Origin of the sequence: Peribacillus sp. R9-11, assembly GCF_031345095.1 — a bacterium.
In the GTDB taxonomy this organism is placed as follows: Bacteria; Bacillota; Bacilli; order Bacillales; family DSM-1321; genus Peribacillus; species Peribacillus butanolivorans.
Map to the genome: position 1 here is coordinate 5,438,144 of NZ_CP133763.1, position 23,452 is coordinate 5,461,595.

General features: G+C 39.5%; 23 protein-coding genes. 2 read left to right on the forward strand and 21 right to left on the reverse strand.

Annotated elements, in window-relative coordinates; all coding sequences use genetic code 11:
• Nucleotides 1-145: 145 nt before the first annotated feature.
• From RE409_RS26385 to ssb, 6 genes are all read right to left on the reverse strand, one after another.
• Complete coding sequence (locus RE409_RS26385) at nt 146-1,048, reverse strand: ABC transporter permease (RefSeq protein WP_201187439.1); 903 nt, start codon at nt 1,046-1,048, stop codon at nt 146-148.
• Nucleotides 1,049-1,060: 12 nt separating this feature from the next.
• Complete coding sequence (locus RE409_RS26390) at nt 1,061-2,065, reverse strand: ABC transporter permease (protein ID WP_201188136.1); 1,005 nt, start codon at nt 2,063-2,065, stop codon at nt 1,061-1,063.
• A gap of 117 nt (nt 2,066-2,182) precedes the next feature.
• Entirely contained in the window at nt 2,183-3,799 is a 1,617-nt protein-coding gene (locus RE409_RS26395) for an ABC transporter substrate-binding protein (RefSeq protein WP_201187440.1), read from the reverse strand.
• A gap of 44 nt (nt 3,800-3,843) precedes the next feature.
• Entirely contained in the window at nt 3,844-4,812 is a 969-nt protein-coding gene (locus RE409_RS26400; protein ID WP_201187441.1) for an ABC transporter ATP-binding protein, read from the reverse strand.
• Nucleotides 4,793-5,797, reverse strand: a complete 1,005-nt coding sequence (locus RE409_RS26405) for an ABC transporter ATP-binding protein (protein ID WP_201187442.1) — start codon at nt 5,795-5,797, stop codon at nt 4,793-4,795. Before RE409_RS26405 ends, RE409_RS26400 begins: the two co-directional genes overlap by 20 nt.
• Before the next feature lie 376 nt (nt 5,798-6,173).
• A complete protein-coding gene (ssb, locus tag RE409_RS26410; protein ID WP_053348513.1) occupies nt 6,174-6,536 on the reverse strand; it encodes a single-stranded DNA-binding protein in 363 nt (120 codons plus the stop codon).
• Nucleotides 6,537-6,921: 385 nt separating this feature from the next.
• Here ssb and RE409_RS26415 point away from each other — a divergent pair, with 385 nt between their 5' ends.
• Nucleotides 6,922-7,356: a YwpF family protein gene (locus RE409_RS26415; RefSeq protein ID WP_201187445.1), complete on the forward strand. Its 435-nt coding sequence runs from the start codon at nt 6,922-6,924 to the stop codon at nt 7,354-7,356.
• 127 nt (nt 7,357-7,483) lie between these two features.
• Here RE409_RS26415 and RE409_RS26420 read toward each other — a convergent pair whose 3' ends face one another.
• The 8 genes from RE409_RS26420 to RE409_RS26455 form a co-directional block, all read right to left on the reverse strand.
• Nucleotides 7,484-7,762 (reverse strand): hypothetical protein, encoded by a 279-nt coding sequence (locus tag RE409_RS26420; RefSeq protein ID WP_201222610.1) that lies wholly within the window; start codon nt 7,760-7,762, stop codon nt 7,484-7,486.
• A 296-nt stretch (nt 7,763-8,058) separates the two neighbouring features.
• Entirely contained in the window at nt 8,059-8,487 is a 429-nt protein-coding gene (fabZ, locus tag RE409_RS26425; protein WP_309558300.1) for a 3-hydroxyacyl-ACP dehydratase FabZ, read from the reverse strand.
• Between the two features lie 124 nt (nt 8,488-8,611).
• Complete coding sequence (locus RE409_RS26430; protein WP_242486080.1) at nt 8,612-8,941, reverse strand: DNA-directed RNA polymerase subunit beta; 330 nt, start codon at nt 8,939-8,941, stop codon at nt 8,612-8,614.
• Between the two features lie 103 nt (nt 8,942-9,044).
• The gene (locus RE409_RS26435) at nt 9,045-9,893 is read right to left on the reverse strand and encodes a flagellar hook-basal body protein (protein ID WP_201187448.1); all 849 of its coding nucleotides are present in this window, start codon (nt 9,891-9,893) and stop codon (nt 9,045-9,047) included.
• 56 nt (nt 9,894-9,949) lie between these two features.
• Nucleotides 9,950-10,789: a flagellar hook-basal body protein gene (locus RE409_RS26440; RefSeq protein WP_201187450.1), complete on the reverse strand. Its 840-nt coding sequence runs from the start codon at nt 10,787-10,789 to the stop codon at nt 9,950-9,952.
• Nucleotides 10,790-11,071: 282 nt separating this feature from the next.
• Nucleotides 11,072-12,073 (reverse strand): rod shape-determining protein, encoded by a 1,002-nt coding sequence (locus RE409_RS26445; protein WP_053348506.1) that lies wholly within the window; start codon nt 12,071-12,073, stop codon nt 11,072-11,074.
• Nucleotides 12,074-12,394: 321 nt separating this feature from the next.
• Nucleotides 12,395-12,667, reverse strand: coding sequence for a sporulation transcriptional regulator SpoIIID (spoIIID, locus tag RE409_RS26450; RefSeq protein ID WP_034315767.1), 273 nt, complete (start codon nt 12,665-12,667; stop codon nt 12,395-12,397).
• A gap of 435 nt (nt 12,668-13,102) precedes the next feature.
• The gene (locus tag RE409_RS26455) at nt 13,103-14,071 is read right to left on the reverse strand and encodes a stage II sporulation protein SpoIIQ (RefSeq protein ID WP_242486955.1); all 969 of its coding nucleotides are present in this window, start codon (nt 14,069-14,071) and stop codon (nt 13,103-13,105) included.
• Between the two features lie 122 nt (nt 14,072-14,193).
• Between RE409_RS26455 and RE409_RS26460 the strand changes: the two genes are divergently transcribed.
• The gene (locus tag RE409_RS26460; protein WP_201187454.1) at nt 14,194-14,619 is read left to right on the forward strand and encodes a VanZ family protein; all 426 of its coding nucleotides are present in this window, start codon (nt 14,194-14,196) and stop codon (nt 14,617-14,619) included.
• A gap of 20 nt (nt 14,620-14,639) precedes the next feature.
• On the opposite strand, the gene spoIID is transcribed toward RE409_RS26460, so the two are convergent.
• The 7 genes from spoIID to nuoL all read right to left on the reverse strand — a co-directional run bounded on the left by spoIID (nt 14,640) and on the right by nuoL (nt 23,440).
• Complete coding sequence (spoIID, locus tag RE409_RS26465) at nt 14,640-15,674, reverse strand: stage II sporulation protein D (protein WP_201187456.1); 1,035 nt, start codon at nt 15,672-15,674, stop codon at nt 14,640-14,642.
• Between the two features lie 201 nt (nt 15,675-15,875).
• The gene (murA, locus tag RE409_RS26470; RefSeq protein WP_053348502.1) at nt 15,876-17,177 is read right to left on the reverse strand and encodes a UDP-N-acetylglucosamine 1-carboxyvinyltransferase; all 1,302 of its coding nucleotides are present in this window, start codon (nt 17,175-17,177) and stop codon (nt 15,876-15,878) included.
• Nucleotides 17,178-17,209: 32 nt separating this feature from the next.
• Entirely contained in the window at nt 17,210-17,959 is a 750-nt protein-coding gene (locus RE409_RS26475) for a YwmB family TATA-box binding protein (protein ID WP_201187458.1), read from the reverse strand.
• Between the two features lie 167 nt (nt 17,960-18,126).
• Nucleotides 18,127-18,369 (reverse strand): DUF1146 family protein, encoded by a 243-nt coding sequence (locus RE409_RS26480; protein WP_053348500.1) that lies wholly within the window; start codon nt 18,367-18,369, stop codon nt 18,127-18,129.
• A 149-nt stretch (nt 18,370-18,518) separates the two neighbouring features.
• On the reverse strand, nt 18,519-20,045 hold the full coding sequence (gene nuoN, locus RE409_RS26485) for an NADH-quinone oxidoreductase subunit NuoN (RefSeq protein ID WP_309558301.1): 1,527 nt from the start codon (nt 20,043-20,045) through the stop codon (nt 18,519-18,521).
• 3 nt (nt 20,046-20,048) lie between these two features.
• Nucleotides 20,049-21,572: a complex I subunit 4 family protein gene (locus RE409_RS26490; protein WP_201187462.1), complete on the reverse strand. Its 1,524-nt coding sequence runs from the start codon at nt 21,570-21,572 to the stop codon at nt 20,049-20,051.
• Complete coding sequence (gene nuoL, locus RE409_RS26495) at nt 21,569-23,440, reverse strand: NADH-quinone oxidoreductase subunit L (protein WP_309558302.1); 1,872 nt, start codon at nt 23,438-23,440, stop codon at nt 21,569-21,571. The genes RE409_RS26490 and nuoL overlap by 4 nt, the downstream gene beginning before the upstream one ends.
• Between the last annotated feature and the right edge of the window lie 12 nt (nt 23,441-23,452).

Genomic DNA, 23,452 nt, shown 5'->3' on the forward strand with positions numbered 1-23,452 from the left:
ACAACCTTTGGGGTGATTTTAAGAGATAATAGTCACTATTTTCCTATTTCTAACTAGGATTTTGTTATTATTTTTCATATTTTAATAGATTTGTAAGAGAAACAAAAAAGATGGTGATTGTAAAAGAATCACCATCTTTTAACATTTAGTTTTTCATTCTCGGATCCAATGCATCTCGCAGTCCATCACCCATTAGGTTAAAGCCGAGGACAGTTAGCATAATCGCAAGACCAGGAAACAGCACCGTCCATGGTGCCTGAATGATAAATGACCTCGAATCGGCAAGCATTTTTCCCCACTCTGGTGCCGGCGGTTGTGCACCGAGACCAAGGAACCCGAGTGCTGCACACTCAATAATGGCAGTGGCAATCGCCAAAGTACCTTGAACAATAATCGGTGCAAGGCTGTTCGGGAGTACGTGATGAAGTAGAATCCGGCCATCCCCCATTCCTATTGCCTTGGCAGCTGTTACATATTCCTCTTCTTTCACTGTTAAAACCCTCGAACGTAAAAGCCTGCCGAATATCGGAACATTGACGATGGCAATGGCAATAAGTGCATTGCGAAGTGAAGGCCCCAATACGGCTACTACGGCAATGGCAAGCAATATACTTGGAAACGCTAGAATAATGTCAAAAACTCTCGATATGATTGTATCTATCCACTTTCCGTAATACCCGGCGATAATTCCTAGAAAAGACCCGACTACGACAGACCCGGCCACAGATAAAAAACCAATTCCTATTGATATGCGCGAGCCATAGATAACCCTACTCAAAATATCACGGCCGAATTCATCCGTTCCAAACCAATGTTCTGAAGATGGAGACAGATGTTTATCACTAAGCTTCTGCCCCTCAAATGAATAAGGTGCAATAATCGGTGCGAAAATAGCGATTAAGACAAAAAATAAAACAATGCCAAGACCGACAAGGGCTATCTTGTTTTTCTTAAAGCTTTTCCACCCTTCCTTCCAGGGAGAGATGACTTTTTCCTCTGTCTCTTGGGGATGAAGGATTGGCGATGTATTCGTTGCTATTTCAGGCATGAGTTTCCCTCCCTATTTATACTTAATCCTAGGATCAATCGCTGCATACAACAAATCCACAACTAGGTTAATCATGACAAACAAAAAGGCGATGATGAGGATTCCGGACTGAATGACCGGATAATCCCGGGAAAGAATTGCATCATAAATGTATGTACCGATACCTGGCCAACCAAATATATTTTCCGTTAAAATAGCCCCTCCTAAAAGCAACCCTGTCTGTAGGCCGATAACCGTAACCACTGGAATTAAAGCATTCTTCAAGGAGTGCTTATAAACAACCCAAAACATTCTCATTCCCTTGGCACGAGCCGTACGAATGAAATCCGATCTCATTACCTCTAGCATGGACGAGCGTGTCATCCTTGCAATAATCGCCATCGGAATGGTAGCAAGCGCGAGTCCCGGTAAAATTAAATGCTTAACCACTTCGCTAAATTGGTCAACTCTTCCAGAAATGAGGGTGTCTAATAAATACAGACCCGTTATTGCCTCAACAGGATCTCTGATATTGTCACGTCCTGTCGTAGGAAGTAAATCCCATTGAATCGAAATGATATATTGTTCCATTAGACCAAGCCAGAATATCGGCATAGACAAACCAATCAACGCAATGACCATTGCTGCATAATCAAACCATGAGTTTTGGAACCATGCCGAAATAATACCGGCATTTACACCAATGACTACAGCTATAAGCATGGCAATCAAGGCTAACTCAATCGTCGCCATTAGATAAGGCCCAATTTCTTCAGATACCGGACTCTTTGTTTTTAAGGAAACACCAAGATCGCCTGTGAACAGACCTAATAGATAATCCCAAAATTGAATAAACCAAGGTTTATCCAAACCGAGTTCCTTTGTCATTGCTGCAACTGCCTCTTTTGTTGCTTGCTGTCCTAAAATTACTTGTGCAGGATTTCCTGGAATCGCACGAATCATCATAAATACAATAAACGCCATTCCAAGTAATACTGGAATGAGGGATCCTAAACGCCGTACGGTATAGGAAAACAAAACAATCACCCGCCTTTTTACAATAGGGTCCTTTACATTCACCCTCGATTATTTTGAAATGCATTCCATAACAAAACCGGGCAGCATGCATAAATCCATACTCCCCGATTCGTACGGTTAATTCTCTATAGACACGTTAACTAGAGATTGAGAACCGGTTGGATGCGGAACAAATCCTTTTATTGTCTTAGTTCCAGCAAGTTGTGGTAAAGAGTGTACAAGTGGAACCCATGGCGCTTCTTCATGAATGATTTCCTGCGCTTTTCCATATAACTCATTACGTTTAGCTTCTTCTGCAGTAGATTGAGCTTCAATCAATAGTTCATGAACCTCTTTGTTTGCATAGCGAGCATAGTTATTTGATCCGATATTATCTTTATCCAATAAGGTGTAAAGGAAGTTATCTGCATCTCCATTATCGCCTGTCCAGCCTAGCATGAAGGATTCAGCTTCTCCTGCCTGCACTTTCTCTAAATATGCAGCCCATTCATACGAAACGATATTTGCTTCGATACCTACTTGTTTTAAGCTTGCTTGAATGGCTTCAGCTACTTTTTGACCATCCGGCATATATGGACGTGGTACCGGCATTGCCCAAAGATCCATTTTGAACCCATCTTCAAGTCCAGCCTTTTTAAGTAATTCCTTCGCTTTTTCTACATCGTAGTCATAGTCTTCAATGTTGTCATTGTATCCAGAAACAGATGGCGGCATTGGATTCTTAGCAGGCTCAGCTGTGCCTTCGTAAAAGTTATCAATGATTTCTTTTTTGTTAATTAGGTGTGAGATGGCTTGGCGTACTTCCTTTTTGTCGAATGGTGCTTTTTCAACATTGAATGCAAAGTAGCCGACATTCATGGATGGCCTTTCGAATATTTGTAGTTTGTCATCCCCTGTTACTTTGCTAATATCACTTGGGTTTAACCCGTCCATTAGATCAACTTCACCTTTGATTACAGCATTTAATCGAGCAGAGTTATCTTTAATGACTTTAAACGTGATTCCATCAAGCTTTGGCAGTCCATCTTGCCAATAGTCATCATTTTTCACCACTTCAATCGTATCGCCTGGTTTCCATGATTTAAATTTGAATGGACCTGTTCCAGAAGGATTCTTACCGAAATTGTCTGCATCTTTTTCAAATCCAGTTGGACTTGCTATTGCAAATGTAGGCATAGCAATATTTTTCAAGAATGGTGCCTGCGGACGATTTAAAGTGAATTCCACTGTATTATCATCAATAGCTTTTACCTCTTTGATAACATGGCCTTCATCACCTTCAAAGCCGCCAAACATAGAGGCATAGTATGCAAATTTAGCTTCATCCTTACTTTGTGCCCAGCGCTGAAAGTTTTTAACAACTGCTTCCGCATTGAAATCCGAGCCATCATGGAACTTAATGCCGGTTTTCAATTTGAATGTATATGTCTTTGCGTCATCGGAAACATCCCATGATTCTGCAAGACCTGGCTTTATTTCCGTATTATCTTCTCCGTATTTTACAAGGGTTTCAAAAACCTGCTGTGTGACGATAAATGATTCACCATCCGTTACTATAGCGGGATCAAGTGAAACTGCATCGCCGCCTTTACCATAAATTAATACGCCTCCTTTTGCTTCACTTGATCCCCCTTTCTCTTCATCTTTCTCTTTTGTTGTAGATGAGGAACATCCTGCAAGTGCAAGTGAAAGCGCCAGGATAGTAGTTAAAAATAAAGCCCATGTCTTCTTCATATTCTTCCCCCTTTATTTTTTTAAGAATTTATGTGTACGTCGTGTCAATTGTATAAATGACAAGCAACGTAGTGACCGGGTTTATGCTCATGCAAGACGGGTTTTACTGATTTGCACTCCGCCATGGCCTGCGGGCATCTCGTATGGAAGGGACATCCGCTTGGCGGGTTAGATGGGCTTGGAACATCGCCCTGCAGGATTACTCTATCTCCCTTATATTCCACATCTGGAATCGGCACAGCAGATAATAAAGCCTGCGTATATGGATGAAGGGGGTCTTCGTAGAGTTCTTCACTTCCCGTCAATTCAACGATATGACCAAGGTACATGACACCGACGCGGTCAGAGATATGCCTTACTACGCCAAGATCGTGGGCAATGAATAAGTAAGTCAGATCAAAATCCTTCTGCAAATCTTGCAAAAGATTCAACACCTGAGCTTGAATCGACACATCCAGTGCAGATACGGGCTCATCAGCGATAATCAGCTTAGGGTTAACTGCAAGTGCCCTAGCAATGCCAATACGTTGTCGCTGACCACCACTGAATTGATGCGGGTACCTTTTGGCATGGTAACTGCTTAAACCAACAACCTTTAGGAGCTCCTGCACCCGGTGTCGGCGTTCCTTTTTATCTTTTAAACCATGAACGATAAGGGGCTCTTCCAATATCTTTTCAACAGTATGCCTGGGATTAAGGGACGCGAATGGGTCCTGAAAAACCATTTGCATTTCTCGACGCATCTTTCTCATTTCGCGGGAAGTTAAAGTCGTTAGGTCTTTTCCCTCAAAATAAACATTCCCTTCACTTGGCTCAAGCAATCGAAGCAGTAACCTACCTGTTGTTGACTTTCCGCAACCGCTTTCACCAACAAGACCTAAGGTTTCTCCTTTATAAATGGAGAATGACAAACCATCAACGGCCTTTACCTCCCCCACCGTCTTCCCGAGAATACCTCCTTTGATTGGAAAATGCTTCTTCAAGTTTTCTACCTTAACTAATGGTTGAGTCATGCAATGCTGCTCCTTTCCCATCTTCATACATCCAGCAGCGTACTTGCTGGCCATTATCGAATTCCAGAAGTGACGGGGTCTCACTTAGACATTTCTCCATAGCATGAGAGCAACGAGGGGCAAACTGGCAGCCCAGGTTGCTTGTTCCTGGCCTTGGAACATTACCTGGAATCGAGTAAAGCCGCTCTTTTTTTAGACGCATATCGGGAATCGATTGTAGTAAACCTACCGTATATGGATGTTTCGGATTTCGAAAAATCGTTTGCACTTGTCCTTCCTCTATTACCTTGCCGGCATACATTACAATGACACGCTCACACATTTGCGCCACAACGCCAAGGTCGTGAGTAATCATCATGATTGCTGTATCTGTCTCTTTATTTAAGTTCTTCATTAACTCTAAAATTTGTGCTTGAATCGTCACATCCAAAGCGGTTGTCGGTTCATCTGCTATGAGAAGTTTCGGCTCACAGATCATTGCCATTGCAATCATGACCCTCTGTCTCATCCCACCTGAAAGCTGATGGGGATATTCATTGATAAGTTCCTCAGCACGTCCAAGTCCAACCAGCTTTAACATTTCCACGGCTCTTTGACGGGCCTGCTTTTTATTCCATTTTCTATGTATCCGAAGAGTCTCCACCAATTGCTCTCCAATTGTAAAAACTGGATTCAAGCTTGTCATTGGTTCCTGAAAAATCATGGCAATTTCATTTCCACGAATCTTTCGCATTTTCGCTTCAGAGGCATTGGCGATGTTAACCCCTTTAAAAAGAATCTCTCCTTCTACCTTACCAGCCGGAGAGGGAACTAGTCCCATGATGGACAAAGAAGTTACACTTTTCCCGCAGCCTGATTCCCCAACAATCCCCAGCACCTCACCTGGATTGATGTGAAAATCAATGGAATTTACGACTGGAATTTCCCCATCGTCTGTGCGAAAACTCGTTCGTAGTCCGTTCACTTCAATAATTGGTCCTTTCATTACATCACTTCCTATATATAACTATTTTACCAATTTAATATTATTTGATTAATTATTGCATCTAAATTGAAAATTTACAATATATTTTCTTAAAATTCTAATTTTTTAGAATAATAATTTTATTTTACATTTACCACTATGTTATACATATTTATTACATAAAAAAAATGACTGCGATTTTGCAGTCATTCAAAAGGAGGGAATCAAGTACCTTGATTCAATTTAGGGGGTAATCGGAGATACTTACGGGGGAAAAGCCACATCGGCTTTGGGGAAATAAGGGGAGTAAACGAGTCTTATATGAAGTAATACTTTACGAAATTGTTTTATGTTGATGAAAAAGACGCCTGGTTCAAGAACAGAAATTCACGTTAGACTATAAACCAATATGCTCAAAATCCTTTGGCTTAACATCATTTTGTTTAGATCCTATGAATTGAACCTTCTCGGCGACAACTTCGGTGACATACACTTTTTTACCTTCTTGGTTTTCGTATCTCCTCGTTTGAATTCTGCCGGTAATGCCAATTAAGGCCCCTTTTTTGCAATACTGAGCGGTGTTTTCAGCTGTCTTTTTCCATATGATACACTGTACAAAGTCCGCCTCATAATCTCCTACTGTATTACGAAAGTTACGGTTAACCGCTAACGTAATATTGGAAACTGCCTTGCCATCCGGTGTGTATCTTAATTCGGGGTCCTTCGTCAGTCTCCCTACAAGGGTAATTTGGTTGATCATCTTTTCACTCCTTTCTCTTTAATATGCTTTTATCATAATGAATCTTTCATCGAATGGAAAATCGAGAAAATAATCTGTATCCACCTATTTTCTTCATAAAAACCTGGTTTGTATTTACCTAAAATTCAATTTTTGCAATGGAAAGTAAGTAAAAAACAAAAAGAGTACAAATTTAAATTTTTTGCAAATTTTTATTGTATCGTTCATAATTTAGACAATTGTTGGGTTTTCATTTCATTTAGGTACGGTTTTTTAGTATGATATAATTACCTTTAAAAGGATTAACAGGTTTAAACTTTCACGAAACCAATCATATATCGGAAATCTAGGTTTAAGAGGGGTATTTTCCACCCTTCTTCATACAGGCAAGAAACGGAGGAATTAGATGAAATCGTTTAAATTAATTTCGTTGCAAATTGTTACTGAGGAATTACACTTAATTGATATTGTATTAACAGACGGTCTTATAATTAATAAAGAAAATGATGCTAGAACCTGGTTACTCGAAGCCTTTGTAGAAGAAAGCCACTTCAGAGAGCTTGAATCCTCACTTCCCAATATAGACGGAGAGGTGTTTATCCAAGCCGTTATTACAAAAAAGGACAATGAACCAGCTTTATTTAGCACTGTCCTACGTACCATAAGAAAAGTTGGCAACCATTATAGCCTATTATTTGTTGGACACATCCAAAAAACACGCAGCAAATATGCAGAACTTCTTCTTGAAGATTTGGTCCAAAAAGGTCTAGTCGGCGATGAATTAATAAATGAATTCAAGCAAAAAATCCGCTCTAAGCCTAAACTAGCCACGAATAAATAAGGTACCCTTCCCTTTATTCCTATTTCCCCTCAAACCAAATACACACAAAAAAAGACTGACCTAGACGAAAAAGGATAATAATCCTCTTCTTAACTAGGTCAGTCTTTTTAATCAATTTCTAATTACTTTACTTGTTATCGTCATCGACGTCGTTATCTTTGGTATTATCGTCGTTTTCAATCATTCCATCATCATCTTTATCCAGATCATTTGCATCGTTATCATTATCATTCACATTGTTATCATCATTCACATTGTTATCATCAACGCCATTGTTATCATCATTAATTATGTTATTATCTTCTGGAGCGGGATTGTTATCATTATTATTTGTTCCACACCCAGCAAGGAACATCACAGATAATAAAGATCCCGCAATTAGTGCAAAAATTCTTTTCATCATCATTTTTGGCAACCTCCCTTCTATCTTTTAATCATTACTTATTTTGCCCGAATGTGAAAATAACTTGCGTCCTATTTTAAAATAGCAAAGAAGATCCGCTGAACTCATATTTATAACGAATGATTCGCATTAAAAAATGCCGGACATATATGTCCGACATTCAAAGGGAGAATAAAAAGAAATTGTAATTAAAGAATTCAAAGCATTTGCTTCTTATATATACACCTATAAAGACTTTTTAAAACCATTTTTATAAAAAAAGTTATATTAATCCAACTTTATCTTGAACAAGTATATTTTTATTTGTCTCCGAAGGCAAACATAATCTCTGTTTCACATGCAACCTCGCCATCTACCGTTGCCACCGCTTTCCCTTTACCCAATGATCCCCTCATACGCACTATTTCAACTTCAAGGCGTATTTGGTCACCTGGTTTTACCTGCTTTTTAAATCGACAATTATCAATTCCAGCAAAAAACGCAAGCCGTCCTTTATATTCATCTTGTTTCAAAACTGCTACAGCGCCAACTTGTGCTAATGCCTCTACAATTAATACTCCAGGCATAACAGGATAATCAGGGAAATGCCCATTAAAGAATTCTTCATTAGCTGTAACATTTTTCAGTCCTACAGCTCTTTTTCCTTCTTCTATTTCAATAATCCGATCAACTAATAAAAATGGATAACGATGCGGAATGATTTCCTTTATTTGCGTAATATCTAACATATTTGTTCCTCCTATGACTTTAATTTTTTCACACATAACGAAAACCCGCCTCTACCCTAAAGGCAGAGGCGTAGTTGCCATAAATATTTCTATAACAACGGCAACTACTTCGAAAAATATGGAACTATGCGTCTTTGTTTACAATATCAATAATATGGGTCCACGTTGATTTTTGAAAAACATCCGTTGCGTGTCCTCCACCGATCACACTGTAACCTAAAAGCGCCCCAGATAATACAGCAAAGAAAATTAATCCCATAACAATGAGTAAACGAAGCCAAATTGGCAAAAGACGGACCCTGATTCTACGGTTCTGTTTCGCTTCAACTTCCATTACCTCTTCATTAAGTTGTTGTCTCACTACACTTTTTTGCTCCATATAAGATGTAAAAGCTCCTTTTTCTAAGAAAACTCGCCGACTGATTTTCTCTCTTCTCATACTATCGGCAGCCATGTCGAAATGAAAAGCGCCAACAAATACCTTTGTTAAAGTATTAATTATAACTGATTTGTTATAAACTCGCAGCGAGGTATTCTTTATTCTGTATTCCTATTACTCAACGGATACCATTGATTAATCCGCTCATTTGATCAGCCATCGTTACGGCACGAGATTGAAACTGATAATGACGCTGAACATTGATTAAATCCGTCATTTCTTTAGAAAGATCGACATTCGAGGACTCTAGGACGCCTTGACGGACAGCTATTTCACTACGTGAATCTCCTGTTAGCGCTGTCATTATATCATCTTCCGTAACGCCCAGGCCTCTCATGTTATCGGGAAGACCAAGTAAATTACCACCTAATTGGTCAAGGAATTGTGGTTTTTTTACCGAGACAACGCCGAGCCTAAAACTCTTCTCGCCAAATTCCTCCGTATCAACCGTCAATAAGCCTTTTTCCGAAACTGTGATTTCTTTAATACTCCCCTCAATAAGGATCGGCTCCCCATATTCATCAAGGACTCGATGCCCAGCAGAGGTAACTAGCAGCATTTGTTCTGGATTTTTCGCACTAGGGGATAAATAAAAAGCACCATCCCGTGTTAACCTTGTATTGACCCCTTTGTCATCCTGAACGCTTACCGTAAAGAATAGATCTTCCTTTGTGAATGCCACATCAAGATTACGGTCTGTCGTCTTTAAAGCCCCCTGTGCAAGCACCAATTGAGATTGACTTATCTTAGCACCTGTTCCCTGTCGAATACCAGGTGTTGTCAACCTTCCAATTTCCTTGGACTTACTCGGCTGATTATCAAAACTTTGCGTTAACAAGTCATTAAAACTCGTTTGGGTCTTTTTGTAAGCAGTCGTATCCACATTGGCAATATTATTGCTGATTTGATCAATTTTACTTTGAAGTTGGTTTAGCGTATTCGTCGCTGTTATCATAGTTCGATTCATAGACATTCCCCCTAAATGTTCAAATTCCCAAAGACAGTTTTCTACAAATCGATTACTTAAAGCTTGCCAACCTCATTGACCGCTTTATCCAAACTTTTATCATAGGCTTGAAGGACTTTCTGACTAGCTTCAAAAGAGCGGTATGACGACATCATTTCTGTCATCGTTCTCGATTGATCGACATTCGAGCCCTCAAGAAAACCTTGTTTCGTAGAAAAACTAACCTCTGCACCCGCATATGCACTAGGTAATTCATCATCATTCACAACTTTATAAAGACCTTCTCCATCTTTCATAAGCTGTGCAGATGGATTATCTGAAAAACCGATGCCAAGGCGTGCCTTTTGAACATTTCCTTCTAAAATAACACCGTTTTCTGTAACGGTAAACTGATCACTATCAAGCTGAATTCGTTCATTATTCTCATCCAGTACATAATAACCATTAGGGGTAGTCAAATACCCTTGCCCATCTAAAGTAAAACTGCCGTTACGTGTATAACGGAGTCCACCATCGCCATCCAGAACAGTAAAAAGCACCGCCCCTTGCCGACCGGTTCCTTCATTGATTGGAAGATTTTCGTCAGCCAAGGCAAGATCTGTATTAAGCTGGGTTTCCTCTAGAGTACCTTGTGTAAATAAAGGATTGGTTTCTTGTACATAAACACCGGTACTAAGGCTCCCTACCTGAGAAAACTTCGACATGCTTAATTTGTTTTCTGTAGGAATCGTTTTACTATCGATGTTGCTGAGAAGCATTTCCGGAAAAGATCTTATACTCGTTTGGTCAGCTTTAAACCCTGTTGTATTTGCATTGGACATATTGTTTGTAAGCATTTCTGTACGCCTTTGCTGTGTAAGCATCCCAGAAGCAGCTGTATAAAAACCTCTTAACATCTTCTTCACTCCTTATTCTACATTACTTATACCGTTTAATTTCTTATATCTATCTTATCGGTCATAAACTTCAGTATCTTAAGGAAAAAAGAAAAGCATTAGGCAGAAGAATTTGTCTGTATTATAGGCTAGGTCAGATTTAAAGGAATGGTGTTAAATTTTCAACTAAAAGAAGAGGGCCTATTGCTCATCAGTACTAGAACTGCACGCACTTTCACTATGCCTCATGTTTGTCTGAACCTTAGACCCCTATCTTATAATGCAGATTTTCACGTCCGCTTTTTAATTGAATTTGTGCCGTGGCAATTTGTCCATATTATCAAGCATAATTCCAGTTCCAATTGCAACACAATCCATTGGATTTTCTGCAACAAGTACTGGGACTTTAAGTTCTTCTGCAAGAAGGAGATCAATACCATGAAGCAATGCGCCTCCGCCTGTTAAAATGACGCCTCTGTCAATAATATCGGCAGAAAGTTCAGGTGGTGTCCGCTCAAGTACACTTTTTGCAGCTTGTACAATGATAGAAACTTGCTCGCGAAGAGCTTCTTCAATTTCTTCAGAGTTGACAGAGATGGTTCTAGGTAATCCTGATACCATATCACGCCCACGAATATCAATGACTTCTTTACGTGAACCAGGGAAGACTGTTGCAACCTGAATTTTAATGTTTTCTGCTGTACGTTCACCGATTAGAAGCTTATACTTCCGTTTGATATAATGTAAAATTTCATTATCAAATTTATCACCGGCCATTTTAATAGAAGAAGACGTAACGATATCCCCCATCGAAAGAACCGCAATGTCAGTTGTACCGCCGCCGATATCTACGACCATGTTGCCGCTTGGTTGAAAAATATCCATGCCAGCACCGATTGCAGCTACTTTTGGTTCTTCTTCAAGGAATATTTTCTTTCCACCGCTCTTTTCTGCAGCTTCTTTAATCGCCTTTTGTTCAACACTTGTTACGTTTGTTGGGCAGCAAATTAAAATTCTAGGCTTTGAAAGAAAGCCTTTCACATTTAATGTATTTATAAAATGCTTAAGCATCGATTCTGTTACATCAAAGTCCGCAATGACGCCGTCTTTTAAAGGACGAATTGCGATGATGTTTCCTGGAGTCCGGCCTACCATTTTACGAGCTTCTTCCCCGACAGCAAGAACACGGTTTGTATTCTTATCGATCGCTACTACCGAAGGCTCATTTAACACAATTCCTTTACCTTTGACATGTATTAGAACATTGGCTGTTCCAAGATCTATCCCAATATCTCTAGCAAACATTTCTTAAATCCTCCTTGAATATCCTCACATATAACCTACTTCTGTCCTAATTGTTTATTTTACCATATCGTATTGACACAAGTAAGTATGAATTATAAATAAACATAAACATATACTATTTTTTCCTAAATAACCAATATGAAACATCATCAATGCACCTACATATATCCATAATCACTATCCCATACTTTTACCCAATAAAAAAATCCCGGCATGGAGATTCATAATCAAGGTTTTATAAAGATGACACATTTTCATGTCCTCTTTATCTATTCCCTAATTTCTCGAATCACTTCCAAATACCGGAATCAATTTAAATACTTATTTAACGATTTCTTCTTCTCTTTCAGATCGTTTATATTTTAATTTTGTCGCTTCTCCACCTCGAAGGTGACGAATGGATTTATGATAATCCAATATATCCTTCACTTCGTTAGCCAAATCAGGATTAATTTCTGGCAGCCTCTCCGTTAAGTCTTTATGCACTGTACTTTTAGAGACTCCGAACTCTTTTGCAATGACGCGAACTGTTTTTCTAGTTTCCACGATATACTTTCCTATCTTGATAGTTCTTTCTTTGATGTAATCGTGCACACCACTCGACCTCCCCAAATTGGATGTGAGAAGTGTGAAATGAGATTCGTATTTTTCGAATCGAATACCGCTGCCCTATAAACAATGAAAGATAGAATTATTCAACTATTAGATAATTTGTAATAAACGATTCCTCACCTCAAACACTCTCTTTTCATGGTTTATAACATCTTATTAGCTTGGTTAAGAATATATGCCTAATGGGACAGGTGAATTAGATTTATTTCTAAGATTTATCTGTTTATTTTCCTTAAATACAAATTATTTCCCGAGAAATTTGTCGGAAGAGCGAGGGTTTCAGCGTTTGAACCAATATTTCCTCGAAAGAAAAAAAGGAAGCCGTTCAAAATGAACGGCTTCCTTTTACCAAATTTTCAGTTGTTGTCATTCGAAACGCTCAAGGTTTATGTTTTGATTTTATTAAAAATCTTAATCTTAATTAGATTGATTTAACGAATCTTTCAAGGAATCGCTTTTCTCAGTAGAATCTTCACCTGGTGTAGAGCCTTCCTTATCAGTACCACTTTCTAAATCTGTGCCCTCTTCAGTTTCATCAACTGCAGGCGTTTCATCTGTTCCAGTTTCTGATTCGTCAATTGCTGGTGTTTCTTCTTTCTCAGTTTTAGATTCGTCAACTGCTGGTGTTTCTTCTTTCTCAGTTGAATTGTCAAGTGTGCTGCCTTCTGTTTCAGTTGCTGATTGAATGGCAGATGCTTGTTTATCAACAAAATCAATTGGATTTAATGCAATGTTATCTTTTCTGATTTCGAAGTGGACATGCACGCCTGCTTCTTCATTGATTTGACTTTTTCCAGCAGTAGCAATAGCTTGCCCTTGTTTCACTTTGTCACCAACCGCTACTTTGATATCTTTCACTGATTGATAACGAGTAACGACACCATCTTCATGCTCAACTTCAATTAAATTGCCAAGCAAAGCATCGTCTTGAACTTTCGTTACATTTCCACTTAACGATGCTTTTACATCGAAAGCTTTTCCATCTTCCATTGCAATGTCTATACCTTTGTTTTGCTCATATCTATTGTTGTAGAAAACCAAAGCTTCTTCTTGTGCCTTTTCATCTGCATTCACATCATAGAATTGTTTTTTAATTACCGTTTTGTCGGCATTGGCTACAGGCATCTTGATTGTCTCAAGATTACTATTGACCTCGACTGAAGGCTGATCGTAGTTTTTTCCTGTTTCAGCTGAGTCCTCTTTACCGTCATTAGCTGAATCATCAAAACTATTTTGTAATAAGAAGGCCGCGGCTAAGATTATGGCTGCACTTGCGATATAGATTGCTGATAACGCCCAACGTTGTTTAAGTATACGTCGGATTTTGGAAGTTGGTTTCTTTTCTTCCTCTCTCATATTAATCACCTCAGCAATCATTCTGAACATTTTGCTAAGATTATATACATTTTGGTAAAAAATTTTTTAGATTTATTTTGTGGAAAAGAAACCGATTTTATTCGTAGAATGGTAAAATGTTTTGTATCTTATTGTTGAAGGATGTTTAATTTATGAAAAAAGCCTTTAAACTCGTGTTAACGTTATTACCTTTTTTATATATGATTGCCATTTGGACAATGTCCAGCCTTCCTGATGATGTTATTCTTGATATCCCCTCATCATCAACGGACCGATTTATCAAAGAGGCACTTCATTTAGTCGAATTTGCAATTTTGTACATATTATTCGTATCTGCTCTTGCAGTAAACCAAAAACTGAAGCCAACGCTAAGCTTGTTGGCAGCCCTTGTGGCAGGCTTATACGGTATTGTAGATGAATATCATCAATCTTTCATTCCCTATCGTTCCGCCACCTTAATAGATGTAATCAAAGATATCATCGGAGTATTGGCTGTCTATTTTCATGTTCACTACCACTATTTCAAGCACGAACGTGGCTTTTTAACTATTATAGAAAAATTAGGCGAAAAAAAATGAGAGATGGGGAATCCCATCTCTCATTTTTTCGCCGTCATTGTATTCATCCACTTGCTAGAAGACTGTACTTTTACCCCTTTATAGTAGTACTTTACAATATCTTCATAGTTTTTTCCTTCCCTGGCCATTCCATTAGCACCGTATTGACTCATTCCAACTCCGTGTCCATATCCTTTAGTCGTGATGACAATTTGGTTGCCTTGGCGCTCCCAGTTAAAATCAGATGACTTCAATCCGAGCTTTTCACGAATCTGCTTCCCTGTCAATTTCTTTCCGCCGATTTCAACTACACCTACACGATTACCTGATGTTCTTTCAATGACAGTCCCTATTGTTGTCGCTGATGATAGACTTACGCCTAGCTTCTTTTCAAAATCCGCAGCGTCCACTACCATTTTATTATAAAACTTTGGTGATTCTTTATCCCATGGACTGGATACACTTTTTAAATAAGGAAACTCTGCTTCCCAATAGTCCTCGGAATTCTCTGTATATCCATTGCTGGTCGAAAAAAAAGTCGCTGTAATTGGTTTTCCATTATAGGTTAGAATTTGGCCTTGTGTTTCCTTAATAGCTTTGTTAATTTTCTTCATCTTCCATTTATAATCAGAGCCCCACTGCTCTTTTAGCTCATCATTATTCATATAAACTTGATGCATTACCGTATCGCTCACATCTGCACCGTCTGGCAAGCCCATTCGATTATCGTTTATGAGCTGATCGACAATGTAAGTTCTGGCTGTCAATGCTTGGGCCTTCAATGCTTCTTCCTCAAAATCCGCCGGCATTTCAGCTGCAACCACTCCAGCCAAATACGATTCAATCGGCAGTTTTTGAATCTTTTTAGCAGATGTACGGTAAACAGCAACTTCAACGGAACTCATTTCATTTGTACTCACTTCTTTACCCTCTTCCTTTGCTTTCTGTTCTAATTGTTCGTCTAACTTTCCACTTGTCTTATCACTTGAAAATGGAAGCACAAGCACTGCTGGAATCATAATAATCACAAATGCTACTGCTATAAATAGTACGATCATCGGTTTGATAGCTTTCAAATCCTGGGCCTCCCTACACTTGTTCTCTGCTGATATTCTCCCATCCAGCAGGTATCTCTACATAACATATGTATGTCGAAGGACAAGCTTTTATGAATAGAAAAACGACAGTTACTGAGTTAGAAGTTTTAATACTAGAACAAAACAAAAAACCCATTCACACTTCAATGACTGAAGCGTGAATGGGTTTTTTAAGATATCTTATGCGTTTAAATCGGCAATTTTTTTTGTTTCTGAAGGTACTTCTTCGTTAATACGCTCCACATCAGCACCTAAAGATGCTAATTTACCATGGAAGTTTACGTATCCTCTGTCAAGATGCTTTAATTCTGTAACACGAGTAATGCCATCCGCAACTAATCCAGTCAGGATAAGCGCAGCAGCAGCACGTAAATCAGTTGCAGCCACTTCAGCACCTTGAATATTAGTTGGTCCATTCACAATAACAGAACGACCCTCAATTTTTATATTCGCATTCATGCGGCGGAATTCTTCAACATGCATAAAACGGTTTTCGAACACTGTCTCCGTAATCATACTTGTTCCTTCAGCACGCAATAATAATGCCATCATTTGTGATTGCATATCAGTTGGGAAACCAGGATGTGGCATTGTTTTAATATCAATAGCCTTCAAGGTTTTTGGACCGATAACACGCAATCCATCTTCTTCCTCAAGGATTGTAATGCCCATTTCTTCCATTTTCGCAATAAGGGAAGTAAGATGTTCAGGCACAGCTCCTTGAACAAGAACGTTACCACCGGTAAGAGCAGCCGCCGTCATAAACGTACCAGCCTCGATGCGGTCAGGTATAATCGCATGTTCAGTGCCATATAATTTATCGACACCTTCGATTCTCATTGTACCCGTACCAGCGCCTCTAACTTTGGCACCCATTTTATTAAGGAAATTCGCAAGATCTACAATTTCAGGCTCTTTGGCCACATTTTCAAGTATAGTCGTACCTTCAGCAAGTGTTGCTGCCATCATGATATTTTCAGTGGCACCTACACTTGGGAAGTCAAGGTACACTCTTGCACCCTTAAGTCTGCCTTCAACTTCGGCATCAATAAAACCGTTACCGACCTTCACTTTTGCTCCCATCGCTTCAAAGCCCTTTAAATGTTGATCGATAGGACGAGAACCGATGGCACAACCACCAGGGAGAGCAACGCGGGCCCGGCCATTCCTTGCTAATAATGAGCCCATCACTAAAACGGAAGCTCTCATTTTACGTACATATTCAAATGGTGCTTCTTCTAATAACTCTCTTGATGCATCTACAGTTACTTGATTGTCATGAAAGGCAACATCTGCATTTAAGTTGCGCAATACTTCGTTGATTGTATATACATCGGAGAGCGTAGGAACATCTTTAATGATACTTTTCCCATCACTTGCTAATAATGTTGCAGCGATAACTGGCAAAACGGCGTTTTTAGCACCTTCTACTTTAACTGTCCCGCTAAGCCTATTTCCGCCGCGGACGATGATTTTTTCCAAAAGTATTCCCCTCCGCGTCCATTTTCTCTATATTAATATTCAAACGTTATGATTGGTGTGCCAACTACAAAGTTCGTTCTGTCACCCAATCCTTCTGTCCGTAGCCCAAACTGCAAATTTAATTTTTCTTTTGTCAAAGGTTGTTTAAACAATGTTGAATGTGCAGATATAGATGTAAAGTTTGTTTCATGCACACTCTCAATTTCCCTTGCTTGGAACATATCTAACAGATCTTCAGTTTTAGAGTTTAAAACCGAATCCATATTATCATTGATAGACCCTTTTATACAAGAAAAAATTGAAGGAGTTCCTATAAATAGGTCATTCACCCTGTTCTGGAACGTTGTTGTAAAGAAGGCTGAATTAGCTTTTCTCCACTTTTGCCCCTTCACTTCGTAAATAACATAGGTAACTTTATCAAATTTCTCTTCCGTTGTCATTATTTTAATAGACTCGGTTAGACCTGAATCGACATTGTGAATTAACGCCTCAGCCTTCCAGCCGGAAGCATCATCTTCCCGGTACCATTGAAATTGAGGGTATTTTTGTTTTAAAACTGATACTTCTCTTTCAAAATCTTGTTTAGTTGCAATCTCTTTATTTATTTCTCTAGCATATACAGACCATTCTCCTATGTTTAAATCCTTATCCTGTTGTAGCAGTTCCACCAACTTGACTATATCGGTTTTACTTTCTGCCACAATCGTTCTATTCCCAATTAAAATCACCATCAAACCAAGAAATACTATGTATGTTAACATTTTTTTGTTCCAATTATGCATGTTAAATCCCTCCCCTTTTATACATTCTTTCCACAAGGAGAGAGTTCATACTTCGTGTTTTCCGACAATTGGTGACACCTCACTACCTGATATTATTAATAGCAGGGGAAGTATGGCGAATACAAGAGTAGAATCATATTTTGCTATAAGCAGAGCCTTACAGCTTATTAATCATCACTAAACATATATGGGAGTTGGTTCGCAAATCCAAGGTAGTCAAGGAAGAAATTACTAACAACTGAACCAATGGCAACCGTTAATAAAATATATAAAACCCTGGCCTTGATGACTGAATTGGATCTTAAAATTTTATCAAAGTGTAATGCCTGTAAAGCCCACCAGGTAACTGCAATGAAAAACAAGTGTGCAATTATTCCTGTTAAAGCCTGCTGTCCCATTGTTGAAAACATGTACATACCTCCTAAAAGACACCCGTCTTCTATTCTAACACAAAACCCCTTCGAATTTGGAATATAAAAGGAAGAATTGCAAAATATCTTTTTGAAACTGTAAATAGAGGCTTGATCCAATGGAACAAGCCTCTAATACAGGCATTATATCATTCACTCGAAATAAAGTCTGTAAAATCCCCAAATTGATTATGGAGAAAATCCAAGGCTATATTTGGAACTATCCCGAAAAGGATGGTGCCTACTAGACAAATAATTATAACGGTGGACAGACCGGATCGAATTTTAATTACCTTGTCTGAATGAATGGGGCGGAAAAAGACTTGAACCAATAATCCAAAATAATACACATAGGACACAATTGTACCTGCAATCATGATCCCTGCAAGGACATAATGTCCAGGTTCAGTAATGAATGTTCCAAGAAAAATATTCAGTTTGCCGATGAACCCTGTCGTTCCAGGAATTCCAGCTAAGGAGAGGATAAAGACAGTAAATGCTATGGCAAGGTAAGGAGATCTCCCCCCAAGCCCTGCCACAATACTTATGTCCTCTGAGCCACTTTGACTGGAAAGCAGTTGAATGACCGCAAATACGCCGATATTCATTAGTAAATATGCCAGTAAGTAAAACCAGACTGTATCCATCAAGAAGTAGCCACCGCCCATTGTCGCTACCGCTATAAGGAGGTAACCGGCATGGGCGATACTAGAAAAGGCAAATAACCGTTTTAAGTTTTGTTGTCTTAATGCAATTACATTTCCAATAATGATTGTCAAACCTGCCACAAAAGCTATATAGATATTATTTTTTTCCAAAAAGTCGAGTGCTCCGAATGTATCACCGGGAGCGGTTAGAAACAGTGAAAGGAAGATGCGCAGGATAATGACGAATCCTGCAGTTTTCGAGATGACACTTAAAAAGGCAACAACAGGAGTAGGTGCTCCCTCATAGACATCCGGCGCCCACATATGAAACGGAGCAGCAGCAATCTTAAAGGATAAACCAACAAAAACCATGAAGAAAGCGAGACCCATAATGTATTGCAGCTGACCATCCGTCATAGCGGCCATCGTCCGGCTCATCTCCCCTAGATTTACCGAACCGGTCACTCCATATAAATAGCTCATTCCGAACAAAGTGATTGCCGTGGAAATACCGCCGTTAATCACATATTTCATAGACGCTTCATTAGACTTTCGATTATGTTTACGTATTCCTACTAATATATAAGAAGAAAGTGAAAGTAGCTCTAGTCCAACAAACAAGGTTATCATATCACCGCTTGAGGTCATGATCATCGCCCCAAGCAATGCGGTCAGGAACAGATAATAAAATTCCCCGCGATGCTCCTGCAATCCCTCTTGGGGCTCGTAGCTTTCAGCAAGGAGGATGACAAGACCCGCTCCGAATAATAAGATTAGCTTAAATGCTTTTGCAAATGAATCTAAACGAAATGTATCGGATAAGATGCTTACAGTCTCATAGGAAAATAAGCTAATCAGTGACAAAAATGCCAGAATAATTCCGGTTAACGCGAGCCATGCAAGTTTCCTTCGATTAAAATGCTTTGGCCAGAATAAATCCAATATCGAAAGAATCATGGCCGTTCCAAGGATGATGAATTCTGGCATCATCGCTCCCCAATTGTAAGAAAGCATTGGGTTCCAATCCATCCTTCATCGCCCCCCTAGCGCTAGCATCATGGCATCAATCGTTTCTTGAAGAGGCCCGCCTAATAGATTTGGGTACACCCCAACCGATATAATCAACCCGAGGAGTACCACGGTTGGCACAAACTCCAGCCCCTTAAGGTCATGTTTCTCTTTCTCTACCAAGCTATTACTTTTACCAAACGTTATCATCAGGACCGCTCTCAGCATATAGACAGCCGTTAAAACAAGTCCCAGAGCTCCGATTGCCCCAAACAATGGCTGACTCTTGAATAAGCCGAGAAATACCATAAATTCACTGATGAAGCCAGACATCCCAGGCAAACCGAGGGAAGCCATCCCGCCGGCTAACAAAAGTCCAGAAAATATTGGCATCGACTTTGTCAAGCCGCCAAGTTTATTAAACATGGTTGTACCCGTACGCTCATACAACACGGCAACCAAGAAAAACAACAAAGCAGCAATTAATCCATGTGAGATAACTTGAAAGATGGCTCCCTGAATACCCGATTCGTTCAAGGCCCCCAGCCCCATCATAACAATTCCCATATGCGAAACCGAGGAATATGCTAAAACGAGCTTGAAATCCGTTTGCACTAACGCTAAAAATGCACCATACAACAAGCTTAGGACTCCAAAAAGTACAACGATAAAGGCCAGGCTTTTATATTGTTCCGGGAAAATCCCCATTCCAAACCGGATGATTCCGTATGCCCCTATTTTCAAAAGGACACCTGCATGAATCATAACAATGGAGGGCGGTGCCTCGGCATGAACCCGCACCATCCAGCTGTGGAAGGGAAATACGGGCAGCTTAATCGCAAAAGCTATGATGAAGGCCAAACATAATCCATACTTCATCGAACCGGAAATTGGTGCAAAGAGCGAGACGCCGCCCATCGTCATCATCTGAGACAAAGCCGCAATATTCGTCGTTCCTGTCCGGGCAAACAAAATCAAAATAGCCACCAATAAAACCGCCGAACCAATGCCATTATAAATTAGGAAACTATAAGCTGCTTTCTCCTTCTCTAAAAATCCCCATCTCCCAATTAAAAAGAAAGTCGGAATCAAAGTCATTTCAAAAAAGATGAAAAAAAGAATTAAGTTTTCTGCTGTAAAGACACCGAGCATACCAATCTCTAAAATAAAAAATAAAAGGTAATACCCTTTCCACTCTTGTTTTATATAAATAGAAGCCATCGCTGCTAACGACGAAACGATTGTTGTCAGTAATATAAAGATGAGACTTAACCCATCCAGACCCAATTCAAAATTAACGGTAAACAATTTAGGGTCATACATCGCCAAATTTCCAAATCGGATCCAATTCATCTTGGTATCAAAGGAAGAGAGTGCCACACCCGAATAATATTGACTAAATAGAAATAACGAGAGAATAAGGGGAGGCAGTGTTCCAAAAAAACCGAATTGCTTGATTGTCCTTTCCTCTTTTTTCGGCATAATGGCAACCATTACAATGCCAAGTAGCGGAGAAAACACTAATAGTGAGAGCAAATAGACATTCATCTTAAATACCCCCCTGTTAACGCAAAGATGACCAATAGTACCGCGAGCCCAAGAAAGGCGATCCTGCCATACTGCTGCACCTGTCCTGTTTGCAGTTTAGACCCTATTTTCCCTAGCCCCTCTATTGAACTTGTTACTGTTGAGATCAATCCCCTGACAATGAACTTTTCAATATAAGAAAGAAATAAACTAAAGACCTTAATTGCATAGCCTACTGTAAAAAAGTAAATCTCATCAATAAAATACTTATTATCTAAAACTTTATATAATTTGGAGTTCTCTTTGAAGAGCCAGTCCCGGGGTATCTTCTTTTTAGCGTACATCATATAAGCAAGTAATATGCCAGCAAGCGATACAAACACGGCCATAAACATAATCCACACTGGTCCCTCATTATGGCTAGCACCAAGCAGCGTTTCATTTCCTTCGACTAGCCAATCACCAAGGAATGTTCCGAACCATGGGGTTTGAATATATCCACTAATCACAGCAAGCAACGCCAAAATAAACATAGGAAGTAACATGATTAAAGGTGATTCCTTAACCTGATTAACTGGACTTTGTGATTCTCCTGCAAATATCATGAAAAACAGGCGGAACATATAAAATGCGGTTAAAAAAGATGTAATCACCGCAAGTGTAAATAGGAGATAATCCCCATGCTCCCAGGCTGACATGAGAATTTCATCTTTACTGAAAAACCCTGACAGCAAGGGAAACCCCGATATCGCCAAAGTTCCAATCAAGAAAAGCGGTCCTGTCCAATTCAACCTTTTCCATAACCCACCCATTTTTTCTATGTTCTGTGTATGTATAGCATGAATTACACTTCCTGCTGCTAAAAACAGCAATGCTTTAAAAAAAGCATGAGTCATTAAATGAAACACCCCTGCTACATATCCAGCCGTACCTAAAGCTAGCATCATAAAGCCAAGTTGGGAGATCGTCGAATAGGCTAGCACACGCTTAACATCCTTTTGCACAAGAGCAATGCTTGCGGCAAAGATGGCTGTAAATCCACCCGTTACTGCTACGACGTGCATTGCTGTAACACTTGCCAGAAACAACGGAAACATAGTGGCTACCAAGTAAACTCCTGCTGCAACCATAGTTGCTGCGTGAATCAGTGCAGATACAGGAGTCGGACCTTCCATTGCATCAGGAAGCCAAGTGTGAAGAGGAAACTGTCCCGATTTCCCAACCGCACCGATAAAAATCAGAACACCAATCAACGTCAACCTTCCAACTGAAATCTCGCCAGCTTGAACAGCTTGAAAGATCTCTCCATATTCAAAGCTACCAGTTTCCCAGAATAGTAGAATAATGCCAATTAAAAGCCCTACATCACCTATTCTGGTCATAATAAAGGCCTTCTTCGCTGCCTTCTTTGCTTCTTGTTTATAAAAGTAAAACCCAATCAATAGGAAGGATCCAACCCCGACCAATTCCCAGAAGAAATAGAGTTGCAATAAATTGGGTGCCATGACAAGCCCAAGCATTGCAAAGGTGAAGAAACCAAGGTATGCATAGAAAATGGAGAATCGCTCTTCACCGTACATGTACCCCTTCGAGTAAATCTGGACAAGCAGGCTAACAAGTGAAACAATCACGAGCATCAAGGCATTAAGCTGATTGATTTCAAATCCTGCCGTAAGTTGCGTCCCACCGATGGAAAGCCAATCTATCGTTACTTTATAAGTAGGTTCTTTAAACCGTTCTATCAAGACAAGCAGCGATAAAATAAACGAAGCTAGCGTTAATAATATTCCTATATAGGCTCCTTGTTCTCGCCATCTCCTGCCTGATAGAAGCAGAACCAGAAACGTGACGAGTGGGAAGATCGGTATGAGCCAAGCATTCTCCATCATCGTATCAAATCC